17 protein-coding genes are annotated in these 20,004 nt (G+C 70.2%); 5 read left to right on the top strand and 12 right to left on the bottom strand.

Going from position 1 to position 20,004, the window contains the following annotated elements; all coding sequences use genetic code 11:
• Positions 1-19: 19 nt before the first annotated feature.
• From DOE79_RS14810 to DOE79_RS14780, 7 genes are all read right to left on the bottom strand, one after another.
• Entirely contained in the window at positions 20-1,243 is a 1,224-nt protein-coding gene (locus DOE79_RS14810; RefSeq protein ID WP_120339172.1) for a Dyp-type peroxidase, read from the bottom strand.
• Positions 1,243-1,815, bottom strand: coding sequence for a copper chaperone PCu(A)C (locus DOE79_RS14805; protein ID WP_120339171.1), 573 nt, complete (start codon positions 1,813-1,815; stop codon positions 1,243-1,245). Before DOE79_RS14805 ends, DOE79_RS14810 begins: the two co-directional genes overlap by 1 nt.
• Positions 1,812-2,390, bottom strand: coding sequence for a copper resistance CopC family protein (locus DOE79_RS14800; RefSeq protein WP_120339170.1), 579 nt, complete (start codon positions 2,388-2,390; stop codon positions 1,812-1,814). The genes DOE79_RS14805 and DOE79_RS14800 overlap by 4 nt, the downstream gene beginning before the upstream one ends.
• A gap of 163 nt (positions 2,391-2,553) precedes the next feature.
• On the bottom strand, positions 2,554-3,168 hold the full coding sequence (locus DOE79_RS14795) for a hypothetical protein (protein ID WP_120339169.1): 615 nt from the start codon (positions 3,166-3,168) through the stop codon (positions 2,554-2,556).
• Between the two features lie 64 nt (positions 3,169-3,232).
• Positions 3,233-3,877, bottom strand: a complete 645-nt coding sequence (locus DOE79_RS14790; protein WP_120339168.1) for a copper resistance CopC family protein — start codon at positions 3,875-3,877, stop codon at positions 3,233-3,235.
• 8 nt (positions 3,878-3,885) lie between these two features.
• On the bottom strand, positions 3,886-4,539 hold the full coding sequence (locus DOE79_RS14785) for a YcnI family copper-binding membrane protein (protein ID WP_120339167.1): 654 nt from the start codon (positions 4,537-4,539) through the stop codon (positions 3,886-3,888).
• Between the two features lie 110 nt (positions 4,540-4,649).
• Positions 4,650-5,267 carry a hypothetical protein gene (locus DOE79_RS14780; RefSeq protein ID WP_120339166.1) on the bottom strand — a complete coding sequence of 206 codons (618 nt, stop codon included), beginning with the start codon at positions 5,265-5,267 and terminating at the stop codon, positions 4,650-4,652.
• 100 nt (positions 5,268-5,367) lie between these two features.
• Between DOE79_RS14780 and pstS the strand changes: the two genes are divergently transcribed.
• On the top strand, positions 5,368-6,447 hold the full coding sequence (gene pstS, locus DOE79_RS14775) for a phosphate ABC transporter substrate-binding protein PstS (protein ID WP_120340362.1): 1,080 nt from the start codon (positions 5,368-5,370) through the stop codon (positions 6,445-6,447).
• Positions 6,448-6,705: 258 nt separating this feature from the next.
• On the opposite strand, the gene DOE79_RS14770 is transcribed toward pstS, so the two are convergent.
• Positions 6,706-8,916, bottom strand: a complete 2,211-nt coding sequence (locus DOE79_RS14770) for a DEAD/DEAH box helicase (RefSeq protein WP_120339165.1) — start codon at positions 8,914-8,916, stop codon at positions 6,706-6,708.
• A 308-nt stretch (positions 8,917-9,224) separates the two neighbouring features.
• Between DOE79_RS14770 and DOE79_RS14765 the strand changes: the two genes are divergently transcribed.
• Both DOE79_RS14765 and DOE79_RS14760 read left to right on the top strand, forming a co-directional pair.
• Positions 9,225-10,331, top strand: a complete 1,107-nt coding sequence (locus DOE79_RS14765) for an FUSC family protein (protein WP_120339164.1) — start codon at positions 9,225-9,227, stop codon at positions 10,329-10,331.
• Between the two features lie 110 nt (positions 10,332-10,441).
• Positions 10,442-11,611 (top strand): alpha/beta hydrolase, encoded by a 1,170-nt coding sequence (locus tag DOE79_RS14760; protein WP_120339163.1) that lies wholly within the window; start codon positions 10,442-10,444, stop codon positions 11,609-11,611.
• Positions 11,612-12,016: 405 nt separating this feature from the next.
• On the opposite strand, the gene DOE79_RS20585 is transcribed toward DOE79_RS14760, so the two are convergent.
• Positions 12,017-12,256, bottom strand: a complete 240-nt coding sequence (locus DOE79_RS20585; RefSeq protein ID WP_162942770.1) for a hypothetical protein — start codon at positions 12,254-12,256, stop codon at positions 12,017-12,019.
• 334 nt (positions 12,257-12,590) lie between these two features.
• On the opposite strand from DOE79_RS20585, the gene DOE79_RS14750 reads away from it, so the two are divergent.
• Positions 12,591-13,634: a M23 family metallopeptidase gene (locus DOE79_RS14750; protein WP_120339161.1), complete on the top strand. Its 1,044-nt coding sequence runs from the start codon at positions 12,591-12,593 to the stop codon at positions 13,632-13,634.
• A gap of 23 nt (positions 13,635-13,657) precedes the next feature.
• On the opposite strand, the gene DOE79_RS14745 is transcribed toward DOE79_RS14750, so the two are convergent.
• The gene (locus tag DOE79_RS14745; protein ID WP_425455725.1) at positions 13,658-16,966 is read right to left on the bottom strand and encodes an efflux RND transporter permease subunit; all 3,309 of its coding nucleotides are present in this window, start codon (positions 16,964-16,966) and stop codon (positions 13,658-13,660) included.
• Between the two features lie 97 nt (positions 16,967-17,063).
• Positions 17,064-18,515 (bottom strand): MocR-like transcription factor YczR, encoded by a 1,452-nt coding sequence (gene yczR / locus DOE79_RS14740; RefSeq protein WP_120339159.1) that lies wholly within the window; start codon positions 18,513-18,515, stop codon positions 17,064-17,066.
• Between the two features lie 63 nt (positions 18,516-18,578).
• On the opposite strand from yczR, the gene yczE reads away from it, so the two are divergent.
• A complete protein-coding gene (gene yczE / locus DOE79_RS14735; RefSeq protein ID WP_120339158.1) occupies positions 18,579-19,190 on the top strand; it encodes a membrane protein YczE in 612 nt (203 codons plus the stop codon).
• A 30-nt stretch (positions 19,191-19,220) separates the two neighbouring features.
• Here the strand turns inward: yczE and DOE79_RS14730 are convergent, their stop codons facing one another.
• Positions 19,221-19,976, bottom strand: a complete 756-nt coding sequence (locus tag DOE79_RS14730) for a MerR family transcriptional regulator (protein WP_120339157.1) — start codon at positions 19,974-19,976, stop codon at positions 19,221-19,223.
• Positions 19,977-20,004 lie beyond the last annotated feature (28 nt).

The following is a 20,004-nucleotide window of genomic DNA, read 5'->3' as shown; positions in this document are numbered from 1 at the left end:
TCGGGGTGGTGGAGGTGAGTCAGAAAAGGGTGTCGCCGATGTATCCCGAGCTGGTGCAGCCGGGTGGGACGGCAAAGACGGCGGAGCCGACCGGGGTGATCCACTCGTTGAGCAGGTCGAGGTCGTCGAGGCGCTTCTGCACCGGTACGAACTGGGCGTCGACATCCGCCTGGAACGACACGAACAGCAACCCGGAGTTGGACACCGCTGTGTGGGTCGGCACGTCGTCGTAGTTGTAGCCGCGGCGGAAGATGCGCTCGTCGGGGTTCTCGGAGCGGGCCCGGCGCATGTGCGAGTACTCGGGGATGACCGGGAACCCGATCGCCGTGGTGGCGGCGAAGTCGGGTTCGTCGGATTCCTTCGTGCCCGTCAGCGGTGCACCGACGGCCAGGGTGCGCCCCACGGCGGACTCCCGCCCGCCGCGGTCGAGTTTGTCCCATTTGTCGAGGTCCATCGCGATGCGCCTGAACACCAGGCCGGTGCCGCCGGCGAGCCAGCCCGGGGAGGATGTGCCCCAGACCAGCTTCTCGAAGTCCGCGCTGCCGGGCGTCAGGTTGACGGTGCCGTCGACCTGGCCGAAGAGGTTGCGCATGGTGGTGCCCGGCTTCTCCGAGCCCGGCGCCCGGCGGAAACCCGACTGGGTCCAGCGCAGGCTGGCGAAGGACCTGGTGTCTTTCAGGAGCATCCGGGTGGCGTGGGCCACCGTGAGCTGATCGTCCGCGGCGACCTGGATGAGCAGGTCACCGCCGGTCCAGGCGTCCTCGAGGCGGTCGATGGTGAAGGCCGGCAACGGTCGCAGCCAGCTCGGCGCCGGCTTGGCCGTGCGCGCGACGAGGCCGGGCCCGAAGCCGAAGGTCACCGTGAGCCGGGCCGGCACCAGAGCGAGTTCGGGTTCGGAATCGGCCAGCGCGCTTTCGCCCTGAGTCAGCTGAGCGGCATCCCCGGTGAGGATCCGCATCATCCGTTTCAGGGCGCCGGCGTCGACGGTGTCGAGCAGGTCGAGGGCGAGGTAGGTCACCTGCGCCTGCGGCACGGTCTCGATGCCGGCCTGGTGCACACCGTAGAACGGCACGGTGCGCCTCCCGTTGAGGTCGACATCGGCGACCGCTACCGGCTCACCGGTGTGGGTGACCGCTGCCGCGATGCCGACAGAGGCCGCGGCGCCGAGCCCGGCGGCGGCACCCCCCAGGAGGAGATGCCGCCGGCTGACCCGGCGATCAGCGGAGTGCTGATCGTCGTCCATCAGTTCGCCGTGTCCGAGTCCATGTCCATGTCCATGTCCATGTCGCCCTCGTAGGTCTCGTTGGCTCCGGTGTAGTCCTTCGCCGGGGCGGTGAACTCGTAGCTGGATCCGTCGGACAGAGTGAGGGTGAAGGTGGCGTCGTCACCGGCGACCAGCGGCGCGGTGAGGCCCATCAGCATGATGTGGTTCGCTCCGGGGGCCAGCTCGAGGGACCCGCCCGCCGGGATGACGAAGCCTCCCTTCTTGGCCTGCATGACCATTTCGCCGGCGTCGTTCTCCACGGTCTCGTGCAGTTCGATCATCGTCGAGGCCGGGGACTCCGCGGAAACCACTGTGATGTCGGTGTCGCCGGAGTTCTCGAGAGTGCCGAAGGCCGCGGACATGCCATCGTCGGCCGCCTTGACCCAGGCATCCTCGATGGTGATCGAATCGGCGGCCGAGGCGCTGGCTGTGGGAGTCGCGGACTCTGACGAGGCTGCGCATCCCGTGGCCGCGAAGAGGGTGGTCACGGCCAGCAGCAGCAGTGTCGGCAGGGTCTTGGTCTTGGTCTTGGTGGTGAACGCTGTGTTCATGGGGTGGTTCTCTTTCTGAGAGTAAGGATGAGGACGAAGATGAGGAAACCGGCGACGGCGCCGCCGAGCCCGATCAGGATGAAGGACGGTTCGGCCACAGAGTTCCGGCCGGAGTCGGAGTCTGTGGCGGCCTGCAGTGTCGGCGCCACCGACGGTGAGGCCGGACGGTCCGGTGCCGCAGGGGCTACCTCGCCGATCGCGAAATCGAACGTGCCGGAGATCGGGTGGCCGTCGGCCGAGACGACGCGCCAGCGCACCTGGTAACGCCCGTCGGGTAGATCACCGTTCAATCCCTGGCTGGCCGCGCTCCCGGCGATGCGCACGTCGCCCTGCGCCCAGTCGGCGCCGGCCTCGTCGACGACGAGGATCGTGGCGCCGAGGTCGAGCACGGCGTCGGAGAACACCATGCTCACCTCGGTGGGCGCGACCTCGAGATGTTCCTGCGAGGCGGGCGCCGTGGACAGCACCTGGTCGTGTGCGCTGGCCGACAGAGGGGTCGCCCCGACGATCAGCGCTCCGGCCAGCAGGCCGAGCAGTGTCACGGCTGCACGGCGAGAGACAGTGGATCTGGACATGCATCTGCTCCAAGGGTCGTTCAGGAACCGGAATGGGTCGACAACGGGAATGCCGTCGGCAGGCAACGCCCGGGTGGTGCGCAGCGGGCGCGGCGGGCCGGCGCGGGGACGAGGATGTCACCGCGGCGGGACTACTGGATCAGCGGGGCCGGTCCAGTCGGGGTCAGGCCAGCGCCGGCGGTCCGCGGAGCGAACGCCCCGCCCCCAGCACGACGAGATCTCGCAGCACGGGACGGTCGCCGAGCGCGAAACGGAGCCGGACCGGTGCGGCCGAGGTGGGGCAGAACGTGTGGAGAAACGGTGGGAGCACGGCAACGAGTGCGGTGCGGGCCAGGGCCAGCAACGCCCAGAACGCCCGCTCTCCCCGGCGGAGCAGGACGATGGTGATCACTGCAGCGACCGCATGTGCGAGCCACATCGACGTATCGACGTTCATCGCCTGGGGAGAGCCGGCCGGCGCGGTCATCCCGACCATCATGGTTCCGTGCTGGTGTCCTGAACCAGGGTCGGTCATCGACATCGGCGCCGAACCGGCGCCCAGCCCGAACAGGGCATGGAAAGCGAACTGGCTGACCATCACGGACGCTGACAGACGCAGCTTGGACAGTGTCTTGCCGGCCAGGGCCACACTGGCCAGCCCCGCGAAGGTGAGAGCGAGCACCGCCCCGAGGGAACCGGGGAGTGCGCCGCCGCCCGCGACGTGCGAGACGGCGGCGACGACGACCGAGACGACAGCGGTGACCCAGCCGCGAGCGAGCCGCGCCCATCTGGTATCCATCTGCGTCTCCTGGGGAGGTGAGCCCGACCCGGTCGTCGACCGGCGGGGGCGTGCGGGCGCGCTGTTAGTTGGTGGGGCGCTTGCGCAGGACCAGCAGGGTCAGACCGATCGCGGCGAGGATCGCCACGAGGGCTCCCCCGATCCAAAGCAGGTCTGTGCCGCCGACGGCCGTGTCGCCGGAGTCGGCGGCGTCGGTTGCCGCATCCGTGTCGGCCGCGGCGGTGCCGGCGCCGGTGGTCGCGCACGTCGGTGCCGTGGCGGACCCGTCGGCGAGAACCTGATTCGCGTCGGGCTGCCAGGTGAAGGTGAAGGTGTCGGAGATGGAGTGCCCATCGGTCGACACCGTCTGCCACACCACTGTGTACTGCCCCGGCTGGCCGAGCTGCACGTCGGCCTGGAGGTTTGGCCCGGACACCGTAGCGCAGCCGTCGCCGTAGTAGCGCGGCGCTTCCGTGGGGCCGCTCACCTGCATGGCACTCCCCGCGCCCTCCCCCGAGAGGTCCAGCAGGTTGTCATTGGTGGTGACGACGACGGTGCCGGGCTGTTCGGTCACCACCGACCCAGCCGCCGGCGTGGTGCTGACCACGTAGTTGTGCGCGAACGCCGGGGCGGCGGACCAACCCAGCGTTGCGACGACCAGCGCGACCCCGGCCAGCGCCGAGCGCCGCAGGAGTGCGGCGTGCCGGCGGGCCGTGCCCTGGCGTGCCATCGGGATGCCTACGCCGCGTTCTTGCGGCGGGAGGCGACGGCCACGACCAGGCCGACGGCGCCGACGATGAGGCCGCCGATGCCGAGGAGCCGCGCGAGGACGTCATCCGTGGCCGTGCTCGTGGTGGCCGCGGCGGCGACCTCCCCGGCGGCACCGTGGTCGTGGCCGGATTCGGCGTCGGCCTCGGTGACGGTCAGTGTCGGTGCGGGGTGCGCCGGTTCGGCCTCACCTTCGACGACGGGCTCTGACCAGTCGGTCTCGCCGACCTCGCAGGTCTGAAGCACAGGGAAGGCCAGAGTGTCGCCGGCGGCCGCATCGGCGGGGATCTGCAGGCTGAGTGCGAACGTGGTACGCAAGCCGTCGGCCAGCGGTGTCTGGGCGGTGTAGCTGACCTGGCCGTCGGTCAACGGGGTGATGTCCCAGCCGGGGTTGACGGTGGGAGTGACGCTCGTGATGGTGTCGGGGATGTCGATGGTGATGCCCGTGGTGGCCGAACCGTCGCAGCCGTGGCCGACGGAGAAGGTGAGCAGGCTGTAGGAGCCGGCGGCGGTCGAGGACGGTTCGACCTCGACGTGGGCGCTGGCGGCCAACGGGGCAGACAAGGCGAGCAGGCCGGCACCGAGGAGCGTGGTGGCGGCGAAGACGGGCGTGGAGAGCTTCATGAATGGTCCTTGGGATCGTGGCTGGTCGCCCCGGCTGCGGACCGCTCAGAACGGCGGGCAGGCAGGGTCGACAAAATGGGGGCACAACGTCGGAAAGCCTGAGGGCTGCTTCAGGCGACGAGGCGCACCGGCGGCCCACGGTGCCGCATTGGACTGAGCAGAACGAGCTGGTCGCGGGGCGGCAGCCAGGCCGAGACGGCCACAATGGCCCGCGGGATGCCGGGTACCGGAGTAAGAGCGATGACACGGACAAGAACGCCCAGAGCCACCTTCAGGGTGGTGAACAGGCTCCAGAAGGCACGCTCACCGAACCGGAGCGCCAGCACGGTGATGACCGCGGCAAGCACGTGGTACATCGGCATCATGAGGCCGTGGCCGGCCGCGGACATCTCGCCGGTCTCACCCGGCATCAGCATGACGGCCTGGCCCGCGGCGTGAGCGTGACCGGCAGGAGCATCCGCCACGGCCAGTTGCCCCCCAGCACCGCCGAAGGAGAACAGACCGTGGAAGATCACTTGGCTGACCAGGACCGCAATGGCCAGACGCCAGGTGGAGAGGGTGCGCCCGGACAACGCGATCGAGACGATACCGGCGAACGCCAGGGACACCACGACGGCCAACAGCCCCGGAACGGCGCCGCCGCCCAGGGTGTGCGAGAGCGCGGCGACGAACGTGGAGAAACCCGCGACGATCCACCCACGGGCGAAGCGCGCCCAGCGTGTGGTCATGATTCTCCCTCTACGAACGTGCATCGAATCTATCAGGGCTACGGCATCCAGGTGCCTCCCGGGGAACGTTCCGGCACGGTCAGGCAGAATGGGAACCGTGATGGCAACGAATCGATACCCGGCAACCTTCCTCGGCGCGGGACTCGCAGCGACCATGCTCTTCCTGTCGGGCTGCGCCGCCAATGAGGCCGGCGACGAGCCGAGTGACCTCGTGGGCACCCTCGACGGTGCGGGATCGAGCGCTCAGGCGTCGGCCGAGGACGTGTGGATCTCGCAGTTCCAACGCGCCAACGGCAGCGTCACCATCAACTACGACCCGACCGGCTCCGGTGCCGGCCGCGAGCAGTTCATCGGCGGTGGCGTCGACTTCGCCGGCTCCGACTCCGCGCTCAGCGACGACGAACTCGCCGGCTCCTTCGGGGCCTGCGCGCCGGGTTCGGCCGCCATCGACCTGCCCGTCTACGTGGCCCCGCTGGTTCTGGTCTACAACGTTGACGGGGTGGACTCGCTGCGCCTGGATCCGGGGACCATTGCCAGCATCTATTCCGGCGCCATCACCCGGTGGAACGACCCGGCCCTCGTGGCCCTGAACCCCGGCGCCGGCCTGCCCGACGAGCCGATCGCCGCTGTGCACCGCTCGGACGATTCCGGCACCACGAAGAACTTCGCCGACTACCTGTACCAGAACGTGCCCGACGTGTGGACGAACGAGCCCGCCGACGCCTTCCCATACCCCGGAGAGGGCGCGCAGGGCAACTCCGGGGTGGTGGGCGCCGTCGCCAACGGGCGCAACACGATCGGCTACGTGGATGCGTCACGCGCGGGCGACCTGTCGGTCGCCGCGCTCAAGGTGGGCGACGATTTCGTCGACTACTCCACGGAGGCCGCCGCCGCGATCATCGATGAGTCCCCGCTGGTGGCCCGGGACAACCCGAATGACCTCGTGGTCGACGTGGACCGCACGTCCACGGCGGCCGGGGTGTACCCGCTCGTGCTGGTGAGCTACCTCATCGCCTGCCAGGAGTACCCCGACCCCGACCAGGCCGAACTCGTGGCCGCGTACCTGGGCTATGTGGCCAGCCCTGAGGGCCAGAACGCTGCCGCCGAGAGTGCGGGATCGGCTCCGCTGTCGGCGGAGTTCTCGGCCCGTGTGCTCGACGCGGTCGCGAGCATCCGCTGAACCGCAGCTGAGCCCGAACGGCAGATGGATATCTGTGGAGCGTCATACGATGCCCCACAGATATCCATGAGTCGTGTGCGCTGTCACAAACCCGAATTGTGAGGACGCACCCGAACCAGAAAACCGTACCGTATCCCGGTCGGCGACACGTGAAGGATATTCTCGGCGGGAGGGGTCACCCGGGCGCGACACGCCGGTTAACCAGCAACAGGGCACCCCCCCGAAACGGAGGATGCCCTGCTGTCGTGTGCGGAGGTGTTACAGGTTCGCCAGAGCGGTGATCGACGCGTCACCCGGCGTGGCCGTGGTGAAGCTGGAGTCGATCTCGGCCCGGTCGAGCAGGTCTTCCATGCGACGACGGCGCTGCTTGGGGATCAGCGTGACGACGGTACCGGACTTGCCGGCGCGGCCGGTGCGGCCGGCGCGGTGCAGGTAGGTCTTGTACTCGTCGGGCATGTCGGCCTGGATGACCAGGTCGATGTCGTCCACGTGGATGCCGCGGGCGGCGACGTCCGTGGCGACCAGGACGTTGACACGACCGCTGGTGAGCATCTGCAGGTTGCGGGTACGGCGGGCCTGGTTCAGGTCGCCGTGCAGGCTGGTGGCCTTGACGCCGGCGTCTTCGAGCTGGTCGGCGAGCTGCTCAGCGTACGCACGGGTGCGGCTGAAGATGAGCGTCTTGCCCTGGCGGTCGACGAGCTGGCCGATGATGGAGGCCTTGTCGCGGTGCTCGATGAGGAGGACCTTGTGGTCGATCGTGCTGGAGGCCTGGTCTTCACCGGCGACCTCGTGCACGGCCGGGTTGGTCAGGAACTCCTTGACCAGCGAGGCGACACCCTTGTCGAGGGTGGCCGAGAACAGCAGACGCTGGCTGTTCTTCTTGGTGAGACGCAGGATGCGCTGAACCGGCTCGAGGAAGCCGAGGTCGCACATGTAGTCGGCCTCGTCGAGAACCGTGATGACGACCTCGGACAGGTCGAGACGACCCTGCTCGACGAGGTCCTCGATGCGGCCGGCGGTGCCGATGATGATGTCCACGCCGCGCTGGAGGGCGCTGACCTGGCGGTACTGCGGAACGCCGCCGTAGATCTGGGTGGTGAAGAGGCCGACGCTGCGGGCGATGGGCTGCACGGTGCGGTCGATCTGCAGGGCCAGCTCGCGGGTGGGGGCCAGGATGAGCGCGCGGGGCTTGCGGGCCATCTTGCGGTCCTTGGCGCCGTTGTTCTCCATGAGCTTCTCGATCATGGGGGCGGCGAACGCGATGGTCTTGCCGGAGCCGGTCTTGCCGCGGCCGAGCACGTCGCGGCCGGCGAGCACATCGGGGATGGTCGCGGCCTGGATCGGGAACGGGCTCGGGGCGCCGAGGAGGGCGAGCTCGCGCACGATGTTGCCACCGAGGCCGAGGTCGCCGAACGTCACGCCGACAACATCCGCTGCCGTCGTGGCGATGGCCTCGAGGCGCTCGAGGACCACGTCGTCGCCGGCGGCGAACTTGGGCTTGGAGTCGCGGTCGGGGTAGAAGTTGCTGGAGTGGCCGCCGTCGTTGGACCGGTCGTTGCGGGCGGCGCGGTCGTTGCTGTACGCGGGACGCTCGCCACGGGCCGGACGGTCGTTGTTGTACGACGGACGGTCGGTGCGAGCCGGGCGGTCGCCGTAGGACGGACGCTCGGTGCGGGCGGGACGGTCGTTGTTGTACGCCGGACGGTCGGTGCGCGGGGCGCGGTCACCGTAGGACGGACGCTCGCTGCGCTGGCCGCGGTCGCCGTAGGAGGGACGCTCGCCGCCACGGTCGTTGCGGTCGTTGTTGTACGCGGGACGGTCGGTGCGCGGGGCACGGTCGCCGTAGGAGGGACGGTCGCCGCCGCGGGCGGGACGGTCGTTGTTGTAGGCCGGACGGTCAGTGCGCGGGGCACGGTCGCCGTAGGACGGACGGTCGTTGTTGTACGCCGGGCGATCGGTGCGCGGGGCACGGTCACCGTAAGACGGACGCTCGCTGCGCTGGCCGCGGTCGCCGTAAGAGGGACGCTCGCCGCCACGATCGTTGCGGTCGTTGTTGTATGCGGGACGGTCGGTGCGCGGGGCACGGTCGCCGTAGGAGGGACGGTCGCCGCCGCGGGCGGGACGGTCGTTGTTGCGGTCGTTGTTGTAAGCAGGACGATCCGTGCGCGGGGCGCGGTCGTTGTAGGCGGGACGCTCGGAGCGGCCGGCGGCCGGACGCTCGGTGCGGTTGCCGTAGGCCGGACGGTCGCCGTAGGCGGGACGGTCGGAGGAGGAGCGCTCGCCGGAGCGCGCGGCGCGCTCGTCGGCGTTCCAGCGCTGCTTCTTGGGGGCGCCCTCGTCAGCGCGGTATCCGCGGTGTCCGGGGCTCTTGCTGCCACCCTTGGGTGCGCCCTTGGGGCCGCCCTTGGAGTAGCTCGGGTCGTAGTTCTTGGCTGCGCGGCCGACGGCCGGCTTCTTGCTAGTAGGCATAGAAGTATTCCTGGGTTGTGTTGAGTACATGGCAGAACAACGCCGCACAGCGACGCAACCTGAGAACCCGGGCAGTCTATGGCCGGGGCCGTTCACATACAGTGATTTTTCACCAGCGGATTACTGGGAAACCGGCCCATCCTGACTTACAAACCCATCCGCGCACACAATAAAACACGCGGTGTCAAGAGCCGACTTGTCTACGTTACCTGATCGAGTCCCAAAAGTCACGGATGACTTTGTCCGTCGCTCGGTCGCGACCGTCGTCGCGATTCGGTGCGGACGCCTCGATCGGGCACAATCGAGAAATGCTCTCTTCCGATCTGCCCCTGCGCGCGACAGGCTCCCGGGTCAAGGCGGCGGTCTGGCAACCCCGACTCCTTCAGGCCGTCAAGACCGCGGTGGCGGTGGCGATCGCCTGGAAGCTGGCCCCCTACCTGCCGGGCGTCGCCAACGACTACCCCTACTACGCCCCGCTCGGTGTGATCGTGGCCAGCTTCCCCACCCTGATGGGGTCGATCAAGAACGCCGCGCAGACTTTGGCCGGGCTCGTGATCGGCATCGCGCTCGCCGCCGCCGTGATCATCTTCAGCGAACCCAGCGTGATCACCGTCTCCCTCGTGGTGGGCATCGGGATCCTCTTCGGCGGCATCCGCCAACTCGGCGCCGGCCGGGACTATGTGCCGATCGCAGGGCTCTTCGTGCTCATCGTGGGCGGACCGAACGCTGACGGCTACTCGATCGGCTACGTATCGCAGATGAGCCTGGGCATCGTGGTGGGACTGGCTGTCAATCTGCTGGTGGCGCCGCCGTTGCGGGTGACCGCGGCGGTGAAGGAGCTGTCCCGGCTGCGGGGCGCGCTCGGGCGGCACCTCGAGTCGCTGGCGGATGCGCTCGACGCGGACTGGCCGCCCGAAGAAGGCGAGTGGTCCACGCAGGGCCAGACCCTGGCGAGCACCACGAAGGCGGTGCGCCACGCGCTGGCCGAGGCCGACGAGAGCCGTCGGATCAACCCCAGGGCGCGCATCCGGCCGCATGACCTCAGCACCGACCACGACGACCTGGCGGCGCTCGAGAACGTGACTTTCTATGTGCGTGACCTCACCGACGTGCTCGCCGGGGCCGCCTGGGGAACGCCGGTGCCGGTGGACCTGCCCGCCGTGCTGCGCCCGCCGTTGAGCGCGGCCGTGCGGGCGACCGCCGCCGTGGTGATCGAATGGGACACCGGCTCCACGAGCCTCGACACCCTGCACACCGCAGAAGAGGCGCTGGCCGCCGTGACAAAGGCCGTGCACGACCACCGGGAGCTGGGCGCCGACGCCGTGGTGGCGGCCAGTGCGGCCGCTCTGGACCTCACCAGGATGCTGGCGGCCCTGAGCCCGGGTATCGTGCGGGACGCGCCGGCTCCGGCCTGAGCGCGCCCGCGACGCGCCCGGGCCGGGGCGGGCGCGCGGGCCGATTAGCAGGGCCGGGCGCACCGATCTATTCTCGGGAGTACCCGCACCCAGCGCATTCAGGAGCACCCGTGAGCACCGGTCGCCGCACCATCGGACTCGGCTCCCGACGCTTCATCATTCTCTCCGTCGCGCTCGTCGTCGGAATGGCCGTCGTGGCGGCGGCGTTGCTCGGTGGATTCCACTGGAACCTGCGCCCGGTGGCGCCCGCACAGGCCGGCGGCACGGCCAGCGAGGTCGACACCACGGCCGTCGTGGGCATCCGCACCTTCGTGGCCCCCGGCGACGCCGTGATCGACGAGGACGTGGTCTATGCCACCGAACCGGACGGCACCCAGCTCACCCTCGATGTCTGCTCACCGCCGGCAGCCGTCGATCCGGTGACGGCTAGCGATGCGCCCACGGCCACCGGGGATGGGGGCACCGCGAACGCGGATGCTGCCGCGGACGCCGGCGCGGATGCCGCTGCGGGGACGGCGGACGCCGGCTCCGAGGTCTCGGCGGACACCGATCCGAGCGCGTCGACGGAGGCTCCCGCCGAACCGGCCCTGCTGCCGGCTGTGCTGTCGATCCACGGCGGCAGTTGGGCCCGTGGCGACAAGGCCAACAGCGACTGGCGCAATGTGTGCGAATGGCTCGCAGCCGAAGGCTTCGTGGGCTTCTCCGTCAACTATCGCCTCGTGCCCGCGGTCTCCTTCCCCGCGGCCATCGACGACCTGGGCCGGGCCGTCGAGTGGATGCGCGCGAACGCCGGCAGTTACGGCGTGGACCCCGACCGGATCGGGGCCTTCGGCGGCTCGGCCGGCGGCAATCTCGCGGCGCTGCTGGGCGCCCGGGGCCGCGGGCCGCTCACCGAAGGGAATCGCGTGGCGGCCGTCGCCGAGCTCTCCGGGCCCGTGGACCTCAGCTACGAGGGCATCGTCGTGTCCGGCGGATCCTCGGGGCTTGAGCGGATCGTGCTCGACTACCTCGACTGCACGTCGCTGTTGAACTGCCCGGCCGCGAAGGATGCCTCGGCCGTCGGCTCGTTGGACCGCACGGACCCGCCGGTGTTCATCGGCACCTCCACCGAGGAGTTCATCCCGCTGGGCCAGTCCACCGGGTTCGCCGCCGACCTCGATGCCCTCGGCATCGCCAACCGGCTCGTCACGGTACCCGGCAGCCTGCACTCCATCGGCATCCTCGATGCCGCCATGCGGGCCGAGGTGGCCGCCTTCCTGCACACCCACCTCGGCAGCTGACCGCCGACATCGTGTCGAGCGCAGGGCGACGCGGCCGGCACTGGTGCGGCATCCCGCGGGCTGACGATCGGTGACCGGGCCCGCGCTCTGAGGTTCGCTGCACCTCCTGTCGGGGCTCGCTTTTCCGGATGCGGGACGGGCGTGCATGTCGCGCCCCGTCTCTGGTTGAGCTTGTCGAAACCCGGTGAGACGACGTGCGAGAGGGGCACCCACCACAGGACGAGCGGCGGGTCGTAGCGGGGGTCGTGGGGCGGTGCGATACTGGCGCCACTTGCCGGTGGACCGGCCACCCCCTACCGCTCCGGGATTGCGAAACGGCATGGATCTGACGACGAACGGGCACAGCAAGCGAGGTGCCACGCGCCCTCGCCGTGCACGCGCCCTCGCCGTGGGAAGCGTTCTGACCTACGCCGTGCTCGTGGCGACCGCGGGCAGCCCGACATCGGCCAACGCCGTCATCCAGCTCGGCGACCCACCGACGGCGGCATCCCCGCCGACACCACCCACGCCCGGCACCGCCACACCCACACCCACTCCCACTCCCACGTCCACGCCCACTCCCACGCCCACAGGCAGGCCCGTTCCCGATCCGTCCACGACTCCCGTCCCGCCGACCCAAACCCCGACGCCGACGCCCACGCCCACGCCCGATCCGTCCGCGACTCCACTCCCATCAACGCCAACGCCAACGCCAAAGCCGACGGATTCGGCAGGCGCGCCGACTCCCACTCCCGCTCCCACCTCCTCCCCCACCCCTGGCGTCCCCGGCAGCGGCCCGGACCACGGGACCGACCCCGGCTCGGCCGGCACACCGGAGGCAACCCCTCGCCCCGAGCCGAGCGCAGGCCCGACCGCTCCGCCCCAGCTGGAGGCGGGCCCGCCTCCGGCGAGCATCGGGGACCCGCAGGCGACCACCGAGTCACCCCCGTCGAGGACACCCCGGGGGCCGGGTGCTGCGCAGACGAATTCCGCCCAGGCGGTGCAGAGTCAGGACTATGCCCGCGCCGCCACGGCCGTCGCGACCGCGGAAGGCGCCCGGGCCGCCGCGCAGAGCGCCTACGACGCCGCCAGGGTCGACCTTGCGGCAACGGTGGCCGATCATGTGTCAGCGACAACCCGAGTCGACGAGGTCCGAGCCCTGGCCGAGGCGGCATCCACCCAGGCCGCGATCTCGTCAAGGGCCCTGGCCACCCTGGTCCGAGCGATGGTCCAGCGCGGGGCCGACACCACCACGCTTGATGCGCTGCTGGGCGACCAGGATTCCGCCGAGTTGCTGTCCCGGTTGGGAATCGTCGACAGGATCTCGGAGCTGACGGGGAGTCTCGACAAGCTGCGGGAGCGGGTCGACAAGGACCAGCTCCGAGCATCTCGCCTGCAGGCGGACTTGGAAGCCGCACAGGCCGCCGCCCAGTCGTTCCCCCTGGCCGACAAACAGGCTGCCCTCTCGACGGCAGAGGTTGCCCTCGGTCAGGCGACCGCAGCCCTGGCGTCCGCGACGACTGCGGCGCAGGCGGTGCTGGCCGAATCAGCGTCCACCGCCGCGCTTCGATCCGCTGCCGCATCCAGCCAGCTGGCCGGTACCGTCGGCGCTCGCCTCAGCGGGCAAGGCTGGGCCACGCCGGCCGTTGGCATCGTCAACGACGGATTCGGACCTCGCCCCAACCTGCCGCTGCCCGGGGTCGAACCATTCCACTCCGGCACCGATCTCGCCGCCGCCTGCGGCACGCCCGTGTATGCGGCCAGCACAGGAGTCGTGGCCCAGACCGGCCAACTGGGCACGTACGGCAATTGGATCCTGATCGATCACGGCGACGGTGTGGCCACCGGGTATGCGCACATCCGGGATGGCGAGACATGGGTGAGCCTGGGCGAGACGGTCACGGCAGGCCAGGTCATCGCCGGGGTCGGCAGCACCGGCGCGTCGACGGGCTGCCACCTGCACATCGAGGTTCGGGTCGACGGCACGCCGATCGATCCGCAACCGTTCTTCGCCGCCCGCGGTATCACGCTCGGCGCCGGCTGATCAGGTCGCTCCACAGTGTGCGCTCAGCGGGTCGCTCGGCGCAGCCGGCGGTTCTCCCGCCCGCCCTCGACGACCAGGTAGAGCACCGGCAGCACCACCAGGGTCAGCACCGTCGACGACACCAGTCCGCCGATGACCACGAGCGCCAGCGGCTGGGAGATGAACCCGCCGTGACCGGTGAGCCCGCTCGCCATCGGCAACAGAGCGAAAATCGTGGCCAGAGCTGTCATGAGGATCGGGCGCAACCGTCGTGACGCCCCGTGCACCAGGGCGTCGAACACACTCTGACCCCGTCTCCGGTACTGGTTGACCAGGTCCACGAGCACGATGGCGTTGGTGACGACGATGCCGATGAGCATCAGCACCCCGATGAGGGAGGCCACCCCGAGCGGGATGCCGGTGATGACCTGCAAAGCGATGGCTCCCGTGGCCGCGAAGGGCACCGACACGAGCAGCAGCAGCGGCTGCAGCAGCGAGCGGAAGGTGGCGACCATGACGATGTAGACGATCAGGATGGCGACGAGCATCGCGATTCCCAGCTGCTGGAAGGCATCCGTCTGGTCGGCCGACACGCCACCGAGTGACGCGGATGCGCCGGTAGGCAGGTCCGTGTCGGCCAGCGCGGTCGACACGTCGGCGGTCGCGGTGCCCAGGTCATCGCTGTTCGGGGTGGCAGAGATCGTGGCCGTGCGCAGCCCCTTTGTCGTGGTGAGGGTGGACGGACCGTCGACCTGCTCCACGGTGGCGAGGGTGTCGAGGGCGACCGGGCCGGCCAGCGTGGGGATCTGCAGCGCCGCGAGATCGGCCGTGGTGGCCGGGGAGGTGGCGGACTGCAGGTAGACCGAGAGGGTGGCCTCGTCGATCACTATCGAACCGATCGTGCTCGGCTGCATCGCCTGCGACACCAGGGTGCCGAGGGCGAGCTCGCTGAGCCCGGCCGTGGCCGCGGCCGTGCGATCGATGGTGACCGCCACATACGGGCGGGAGGCGGCCAGGTTGCTACTGACCTGGGTGACGGAGCCGAGGTCGCCGACGGCCGCGAGGATGTCGTCGGAGGCGGTCTGCAGGTCGGCGCCGGAGGCCGCGGTGATGTCGATCTCGATGTCGGACGATCCGCCGAACCCTGAGCCGGCGGACACCGTGACCTCGCCGGCGTCGTCGAGGCCGTCGAGCTGCGTGCGCACCTCGGCCTGCACGGCGTCGGAGTCGGCGGAATCCTCGGTGGTGACGGAGTAGGTGACGGTGCTCGACGACGAGCCGCCGCCGGCGAAGGCCGCGAAGGCGCTGCCGCCGCCGATCGACACCTGCACGATGCTCACGCCGTCCACCTCGCGGATGGCGTCCTCCACGGCCGTGGACGCGGAGTCCTGCGCCGCGAGGCTGGTGCCCACCGGGAGTTCCTGGGTCACCTGGAAGGTGGACTGGCCGGTGGAGCCCAGGAAGTTCACCTTCATGAACGGCAGCAGGGCGACGGTGCCGACCAGCACCAGGGCGGCGAGCAGCAGCGTGCTCACGTAGTGCCGCAGGGTCCAGCGGATGATCGGCAGGTAGCCCTTCTGCAGGCGGCTGGGCTGTTCGCGCGCATCGCGCTCGTCGAAGCCGTCGGCCTCGGGGGCGGCGTGCCGGTTGCGGGGCAGCACGGCCGTGGCGGTGGTCACGGTGCCGGTGGCGACCGAGGCCAGGGTGGCCGGACCGGTGGCCGGGTTCGGTGTGGTGCCGACCGGGGTGGCGGCATCCGTCACGACAACGGCCGGACCGGTAGCGGGAGAAACCGTACCGGTGGAGTCTGAGCCGAGCGTGCCGGCCACGGCGGGCTCGGCTACGGGCGAGGCCACGGCCGGCTCGGCGACAGCGACGGGCTTGGGTGCACGGAGGAACCAGTACGCCAGCACCGGGACGATCGTGAGCGCGACGAGCAGCGACGCGAGAAGCGCGATCGTGACGGTGAGCGCGAACGGGCGGAAGAGCTCGCCCGTGGACCCACCCACGAAGGAGATCGGCAGGAACACGGTGACCGTGGTGATGGTGGACGCGGTGATGGCGCCGGCCACTTCGCGGACGGCGCGCACGATCGTATCCGCTCGGTCGGCACCCCAGACCAGATGCCGCTTGATGTTCTCGATCACCACGATGGAGTCGTCGACGACCCGGCCGATGGCGATGGTGAGCGCACCGAGGGTGAGGATGTTGAGCGAGTAGCCCACCGTCTGCAGGCCGATGAAGGTGATCAGCACCGAGGTGGGGATGGAGATGGCGGTGACGAGCGTGGCGCGCACCGACAGCAGGAACACCAGGATCACCAGGACGGCGAAGACCAGGCCGAGGATTCCTTCCTGGGTGAGCGCGTCGATGGACTCCTGGATGAACGGGGCCTGGTCGAACACGACCGTCATGCTGGTGCCTGGGACGGCGTCTTCGAGCTGCGGCAGGATGGCGCGCACGGCCGTGGATACGTCGACGGTGTTGGCGGCCGGCACCTTGGTGACCGAGATGGTGAGCGCGGGCTCGCCGTTGACCCGGGAGATGCTGGTGACGGGGTTGTCCTGCACTGTGACCGCGGCGACGTCGCCGATGGTCACCGGTGCCGGGGCCGCGGTGGGGAGGGCGGTCGGATTCGCGGCACCGATCAGCGGCAGGGCGGCGATGTCGTCGGCCGAGCCGAGCTTGGTCCCCGCCTGAACGGACAGGGTCTGGTCGCCCTCGGTGAGCGAACCGGCCGGGATGAGCGAGCCGTTCTGCTGCAGAGCGTCGCGGATGGCGGCGGTGGTGAGGCCGCGCGCGGTCAGCTGCGCGGCATCCGGCGTGATGGTGACGCGCTGGCCGATGTCACCGACGAGAGTGGCGTCGCGCACCCCGTCGACGTCGCGGATGTCACCGAGCACGCTGCGGGTGAGCTGGTCGGCGACGGTGTCGGCGTCGCCGCCGGACACGGCCAGCGACAGCACCGGGAAGTCATCGATGGTGCCGCTGATCACCTGCGGGTCGAGGTCCTCGGGCAGCGTGGTCTTGATGCGGTTGATGGCCTGGCTGATCTTGGATTCGGCCTTGACCAGGTCGGTGCCGTAGGTGAACGTGGCGTTGACCAGCGAGGAGTTCGTGCTGCTCGTCGTGGACGTGGACTCGAGGCCCTCGATGCCCTGGATCGCCCGCTCGATAGGCGTGGAGACGTCGTCGTTGACGACCTCGGGCGAGGCCCCCGGGTAGCTCGTGGAGACCAGCAGCGTGGGCAACTGCAGGGACGGGATCAGTTCCTGCTTGAGGCTGGTGAGGGCCAGGCTGCCGAAAATCGCCGCGACGATGGTGATGAGCGCGATGAGCGCCCGGTTCTTCATGCTCAAGACCGAGAGAAAATACACCCGATCAGTATCTCATCGAGCGCGCGCAGACCCCCCGGCGTGCGGGGCCGCAGAAGTGACGGTCTCGTTACGGTTACACGACGTCGGCGAGGTAGCCGGTGTCGGGCAGCGGATGCCGCAGCAGCGACTCCCAGGCCAGCGCCAGGGCGTCCAGGGCCCGGGGCATCTCGTCGGGGCCGTAGCAGAAGGGGATGCGCAGGAACCTCTCGAAGGCCCCGTCGATGCCGAAGCGCGGGCCGGCCGGCAGTAGCAGGCCCTGGGTGCGGGCGGCGAGCGCCAGCTGCGAGCTCACCGGGCGGCCGAGGTTGACCCAGAGGGTGATGCCGCCGTCCACCGCCGGCACCCGCCACTCGGGGAACCGCTGGGCCAGGCCCTCGGTGAGCCGGTCCCGGCCGGCGCGGAGAAGCAGGCGCCGGGACTCGAGGATGTCGGGCAGTTGTTCGATCAGCCGGGTCACGATGAGCTGCTCGAGCACCGGGGTGCCGAGGTCGTTGGCCAGGCGGGCTGCGGCCAGCTTGCGGATGAGGCCGGGGTCGGCCCGGATCCAGCCGACCCGCAGCCCGCCCCAGACGGACTTGCCGACCGACCCGACGGTGACGGCGAGGTCGGGCCGGGCGGCATCCGCCGAGGCGGCGAACGGGCCGAAGTCGCCCACCCGGTCGATGTCCAGTTCGCCGATGGTCTCGTCGCTGATCAGCAGGGTGCCCTGGCGGGAAGCGGCGGCCAGCACCCGTTCGCGCTGGGCCACCGGCATGGTCTGCCCGGTGGGGTTCTGGAAGTCGGGCATGAGGTAGCCGAGCACCGGGTTGCTGCGCTCCAAGGTCTGCAGCAGGGCGGCCTCGTCCCAGCCCGGGTCGGCGCCGGGCAGCGCGGCGGTGACCGACACTGGCATCAGGCGGCCGCCGGCCGCGCGGAGGGCCTCATAGGCGTGCGGGTAGGTGGGCGTCTCGATGAGTACCCGGTCGCCACGGTTCACCAGCACCCGGGCCAGCAGGGCGATGGCGTGCTGCGCCCCGACGGTGACCATGATCTGGTCGGGCTCGGTCGGCAGGCCCCGTGCGCGGTACCGCTCCGCGATGGCCTGCCGGAGTTCGGGCAGTCCCACCGGGTCGAAGCCGGATCCGCCGAGGTACCGGGGCAGGTCGGCCGCGGCGAGCGCGGCGACCTCGGCCAGGCCGGGCCAGGCCGGCAGCACGGCCTGGCCGAGGTCAAGCACCGGGGGCTGGGACGGCACATCCGTCGGCTCGGGTGCACCGGGAAGGCGGGTTACGCTGCCCGAGCCCTGCACGCTGTGCAGGTACCCGGCGCTGCGCAACTGGCCGTACGCCGCGGTGACGGTGGTGCGGCTGAGCCCGAGCCGGGTGCCGAGGTCGCGTTCGGCGGGCAGCCGGCTGTCGGTGGGGATGCGGCCGTCGAGGGTGAGCAGCCGGATGCGGTCGGCCAGTGCCCGGTAGGCGGTACCGTTGGTGCGCCACTCCCCCAACAGGGTTTCGAGGGCGCGAGCGGTCAGCTGATTCGGCGACATAAGGCCACTCTAGGCAGATTGGCTACTTGATTCCAACCCTTTCACGCAATTGGATTGGTGCTTATGACACGTCGCTTGATTCAGCTCCTCATTGGCCTCTTCCTGTATGGAATCGGCATCGCATTGATTGTGCGCGGAGCGATTGGCGTGGCTCCGTGGGACGTGCTGACCCAGGGCATCGACTCCCACGCGCACCTGGGCTTCGGCGTGGTGACCACGATCATCAGCGGCTGTGTGCTGCTCCTCTGGATTCCGCTGCGCCAGAAGCCGGGAGTGGGCACCATCGCCAACGCTCTCCTGGTGGGGCCCGCGGCAGATGTGGGGCTCTGGCTCATTCCCGCCGATCTGGCCCTCTGGCTGCGCGTGCTGCTCTTCGCCGCCGGACTGGTGCTGCTGGCTGTCGCCTCGGGCATCTACATCGGGGCGAGTCTGGGCCCCGGCCCGCGCGACGGCCTGATGACCGGGCTGCACGCCTGCACCGGCTGGCCGATCTGGGCCGTGCGCACCGGCATCGAAGGCTCGGTGCTGGCCATCGGCTGGCTGCTCGGCGGCAACGTGGGGCTGGGCACCGTGGCGTTCGCACTCTTGGTGGGGCCGCTCTGCCAGTGGACGCTGCCTCTGTTCGCCCGGCGGCCCGTTCGCGAGAGCGGCGAAGTGGTCGCCTCCGCCGCCTGAGCCGACCATTCGACCGCTTTCGCGAGAGCTTTAGAGGTGCTCGGCCGCGTAGACGGTCAGGGCGTCGCGCACGAACGCGGCGCCGGTGGGGCCGCCGTAGTTCGCCGCGAACCTGTCGTCGGCGACGTACATCTCGCCCAGGCCCCGCACGTAGTCCGCCGCCGGATGCCCGTCGGTCCGCGGAAGACCGGGGATGGATCCGAGCCACTCCACGTGGCGACGGGCCAGGAACTGCGCCTCGTCGCCGGCCGGGTCGAGTTGCCGGGTGGCGGCATCCGCCCAGTCGGCCTGCAGCGTGCCGGATGTGGCCTGCCACTGGTCGCGCTCGGCGGGGGACTTGGACCGCCACCAGTCGTCCCCCGTGGCGTAGGCGGTCTGGCCCCAGCGCTCCTCCACCTCCTCCTTATAGTGGGTGTGGTCGAAGCCGTCGAACATTGTGTCTGCCATGAGGGGTTCCTCTCCTTCCAATGCGGTGATCGTGCTGTGCACCGAGCGGATCTGGCGCTGCAGGCGGGATTGCTCCTGCTCGAGCCAACCGAGGTGGGCGCGCAGGGCCGCCCCTTCGTCGACCTCGCGGTCGAGAACCTCGCGGATCGCCGGGAGGCCGAGACCGAGTTCCCGCAGCAGCAGGATGCGCTGCAACCGCACGAGCGCCCGCTCGTCGTAGTAGCGGTAGCCGTTGCTTCCGATGCGACTGGGCAGCAGCAGCCCCTCGGCGTCGTAGTGGCGCAGGGTGCGGCTGGTGGTTCCGGCCAGGCGGGCGATGTCCTGGATCGAGTAGTCCACGAGTCCTCGCTCTCCCCCCGGGCGGAGC

The organism is Cryobacterium soli (genome assembly GCF_003611035.1).
Classification (GTDB): Bacteria; Actinomycetota; Actinomycetes; order Actinomycetales; family Microbacteriaceae; genus Cryobacterium; species Cryobacterium soli.
Note: the sequence above shows the minus strand (reverse complement) of the source record. Positions and strands in the feature narration are given on the sequence as shown.

Bases quoted from the DNA above. Each gene is read 5' to 3' on its own strand.
- DOE79_RS14810 (WP_120339172.1), bottom strand. From the start codon at position 1,243: ATGGACGACGATCAGCACTCCGCTGATCGCCGGGTCAGCCGGCGGCAT.
- DOE79_RS14805 (WP_120339171.1), bottom strand. From the start codon at position 1,815: ATGAACACAGCGTTCACCACCAAGACCAAGACCAAGACCCTGCCGACA.
- DOE79_RS14800 (WP_120339170.1), bottom strand. From the start codon at position 2,390: ATGTCCAGATCCACTGTCTCTCGCCGTGCAGCCGTGACACTGCTCGGC.
- DOE79_RS14795 (WP_120339169.1), bottom strand. From the start codon at position 3,168: ATGGATACCAGATGGGCGCGGCTCGCTCGCGGCTGGGTCACCGCTGTC.
- DOE79_RS14790 (WP_120339168.1), bottom strand. From the start codon at position 3,877: ATGGCACGCCAGGGCACGGCCCGCCGGCACGCCGCACTCCTGCGGCGC.
- DOE79_RS14785 (WP_120339167.1), bottom strand. From the start codon at position 4,539: ATGAAGCTCTCCACGCCCGTCTTCGCCGCCACCACGCTCCTCGGTGCC.
- DOE79_RS14780 (WP_120339166.1), bottom strand. From the start codon at position 5,267: ATGACCACACGCTGGGCGCGCTTCGCCCGTGGGTGGATCGTCGCGGGT.
- pstS (WP_120340362.1), top strand. From the start codon at position 5,368: ATGGCAACGAATCGATACCCGGCAACCTTCCTCGGCGCGGGACTCGCA.
- DOE79_RS14770 (WP_120339165.1), bottom strand. From the start codon at position 8,916: ATGCCTACTAGCAAGAAGCCGGCCGTCGGCCGCGCAGCCAAGAACTAC.
- DOE79_RS14765 (WP_120339164.1), top strand. From the start codon at position 9,225: ATGCTCTCTTCCGATCTGCCCCTGCGCGCGACAGGCTCCCGGGTCAAG.
- DOE79_RS14745 (WP_425455725.1), bottom strand. From the start codon at position 16,966: ATGAAGAACCGGGCGCTCATCGCGCTCATCACCATCGTCGCGGCGATT.
- yczR (WP_120339159.1), bottom strand. From the start codon at position 18,515: ATGTCGCCGAATCAGCTGACCGCTCGCGCCCTCGAAACCCTGTTGGGG.
- yczE (WP_120339158.1), top strand. From the start codon at position 18,579: ATGACACGTCGCTTGATTCAGCTCCTCATTGGCCTCTTCCTGTATGGA.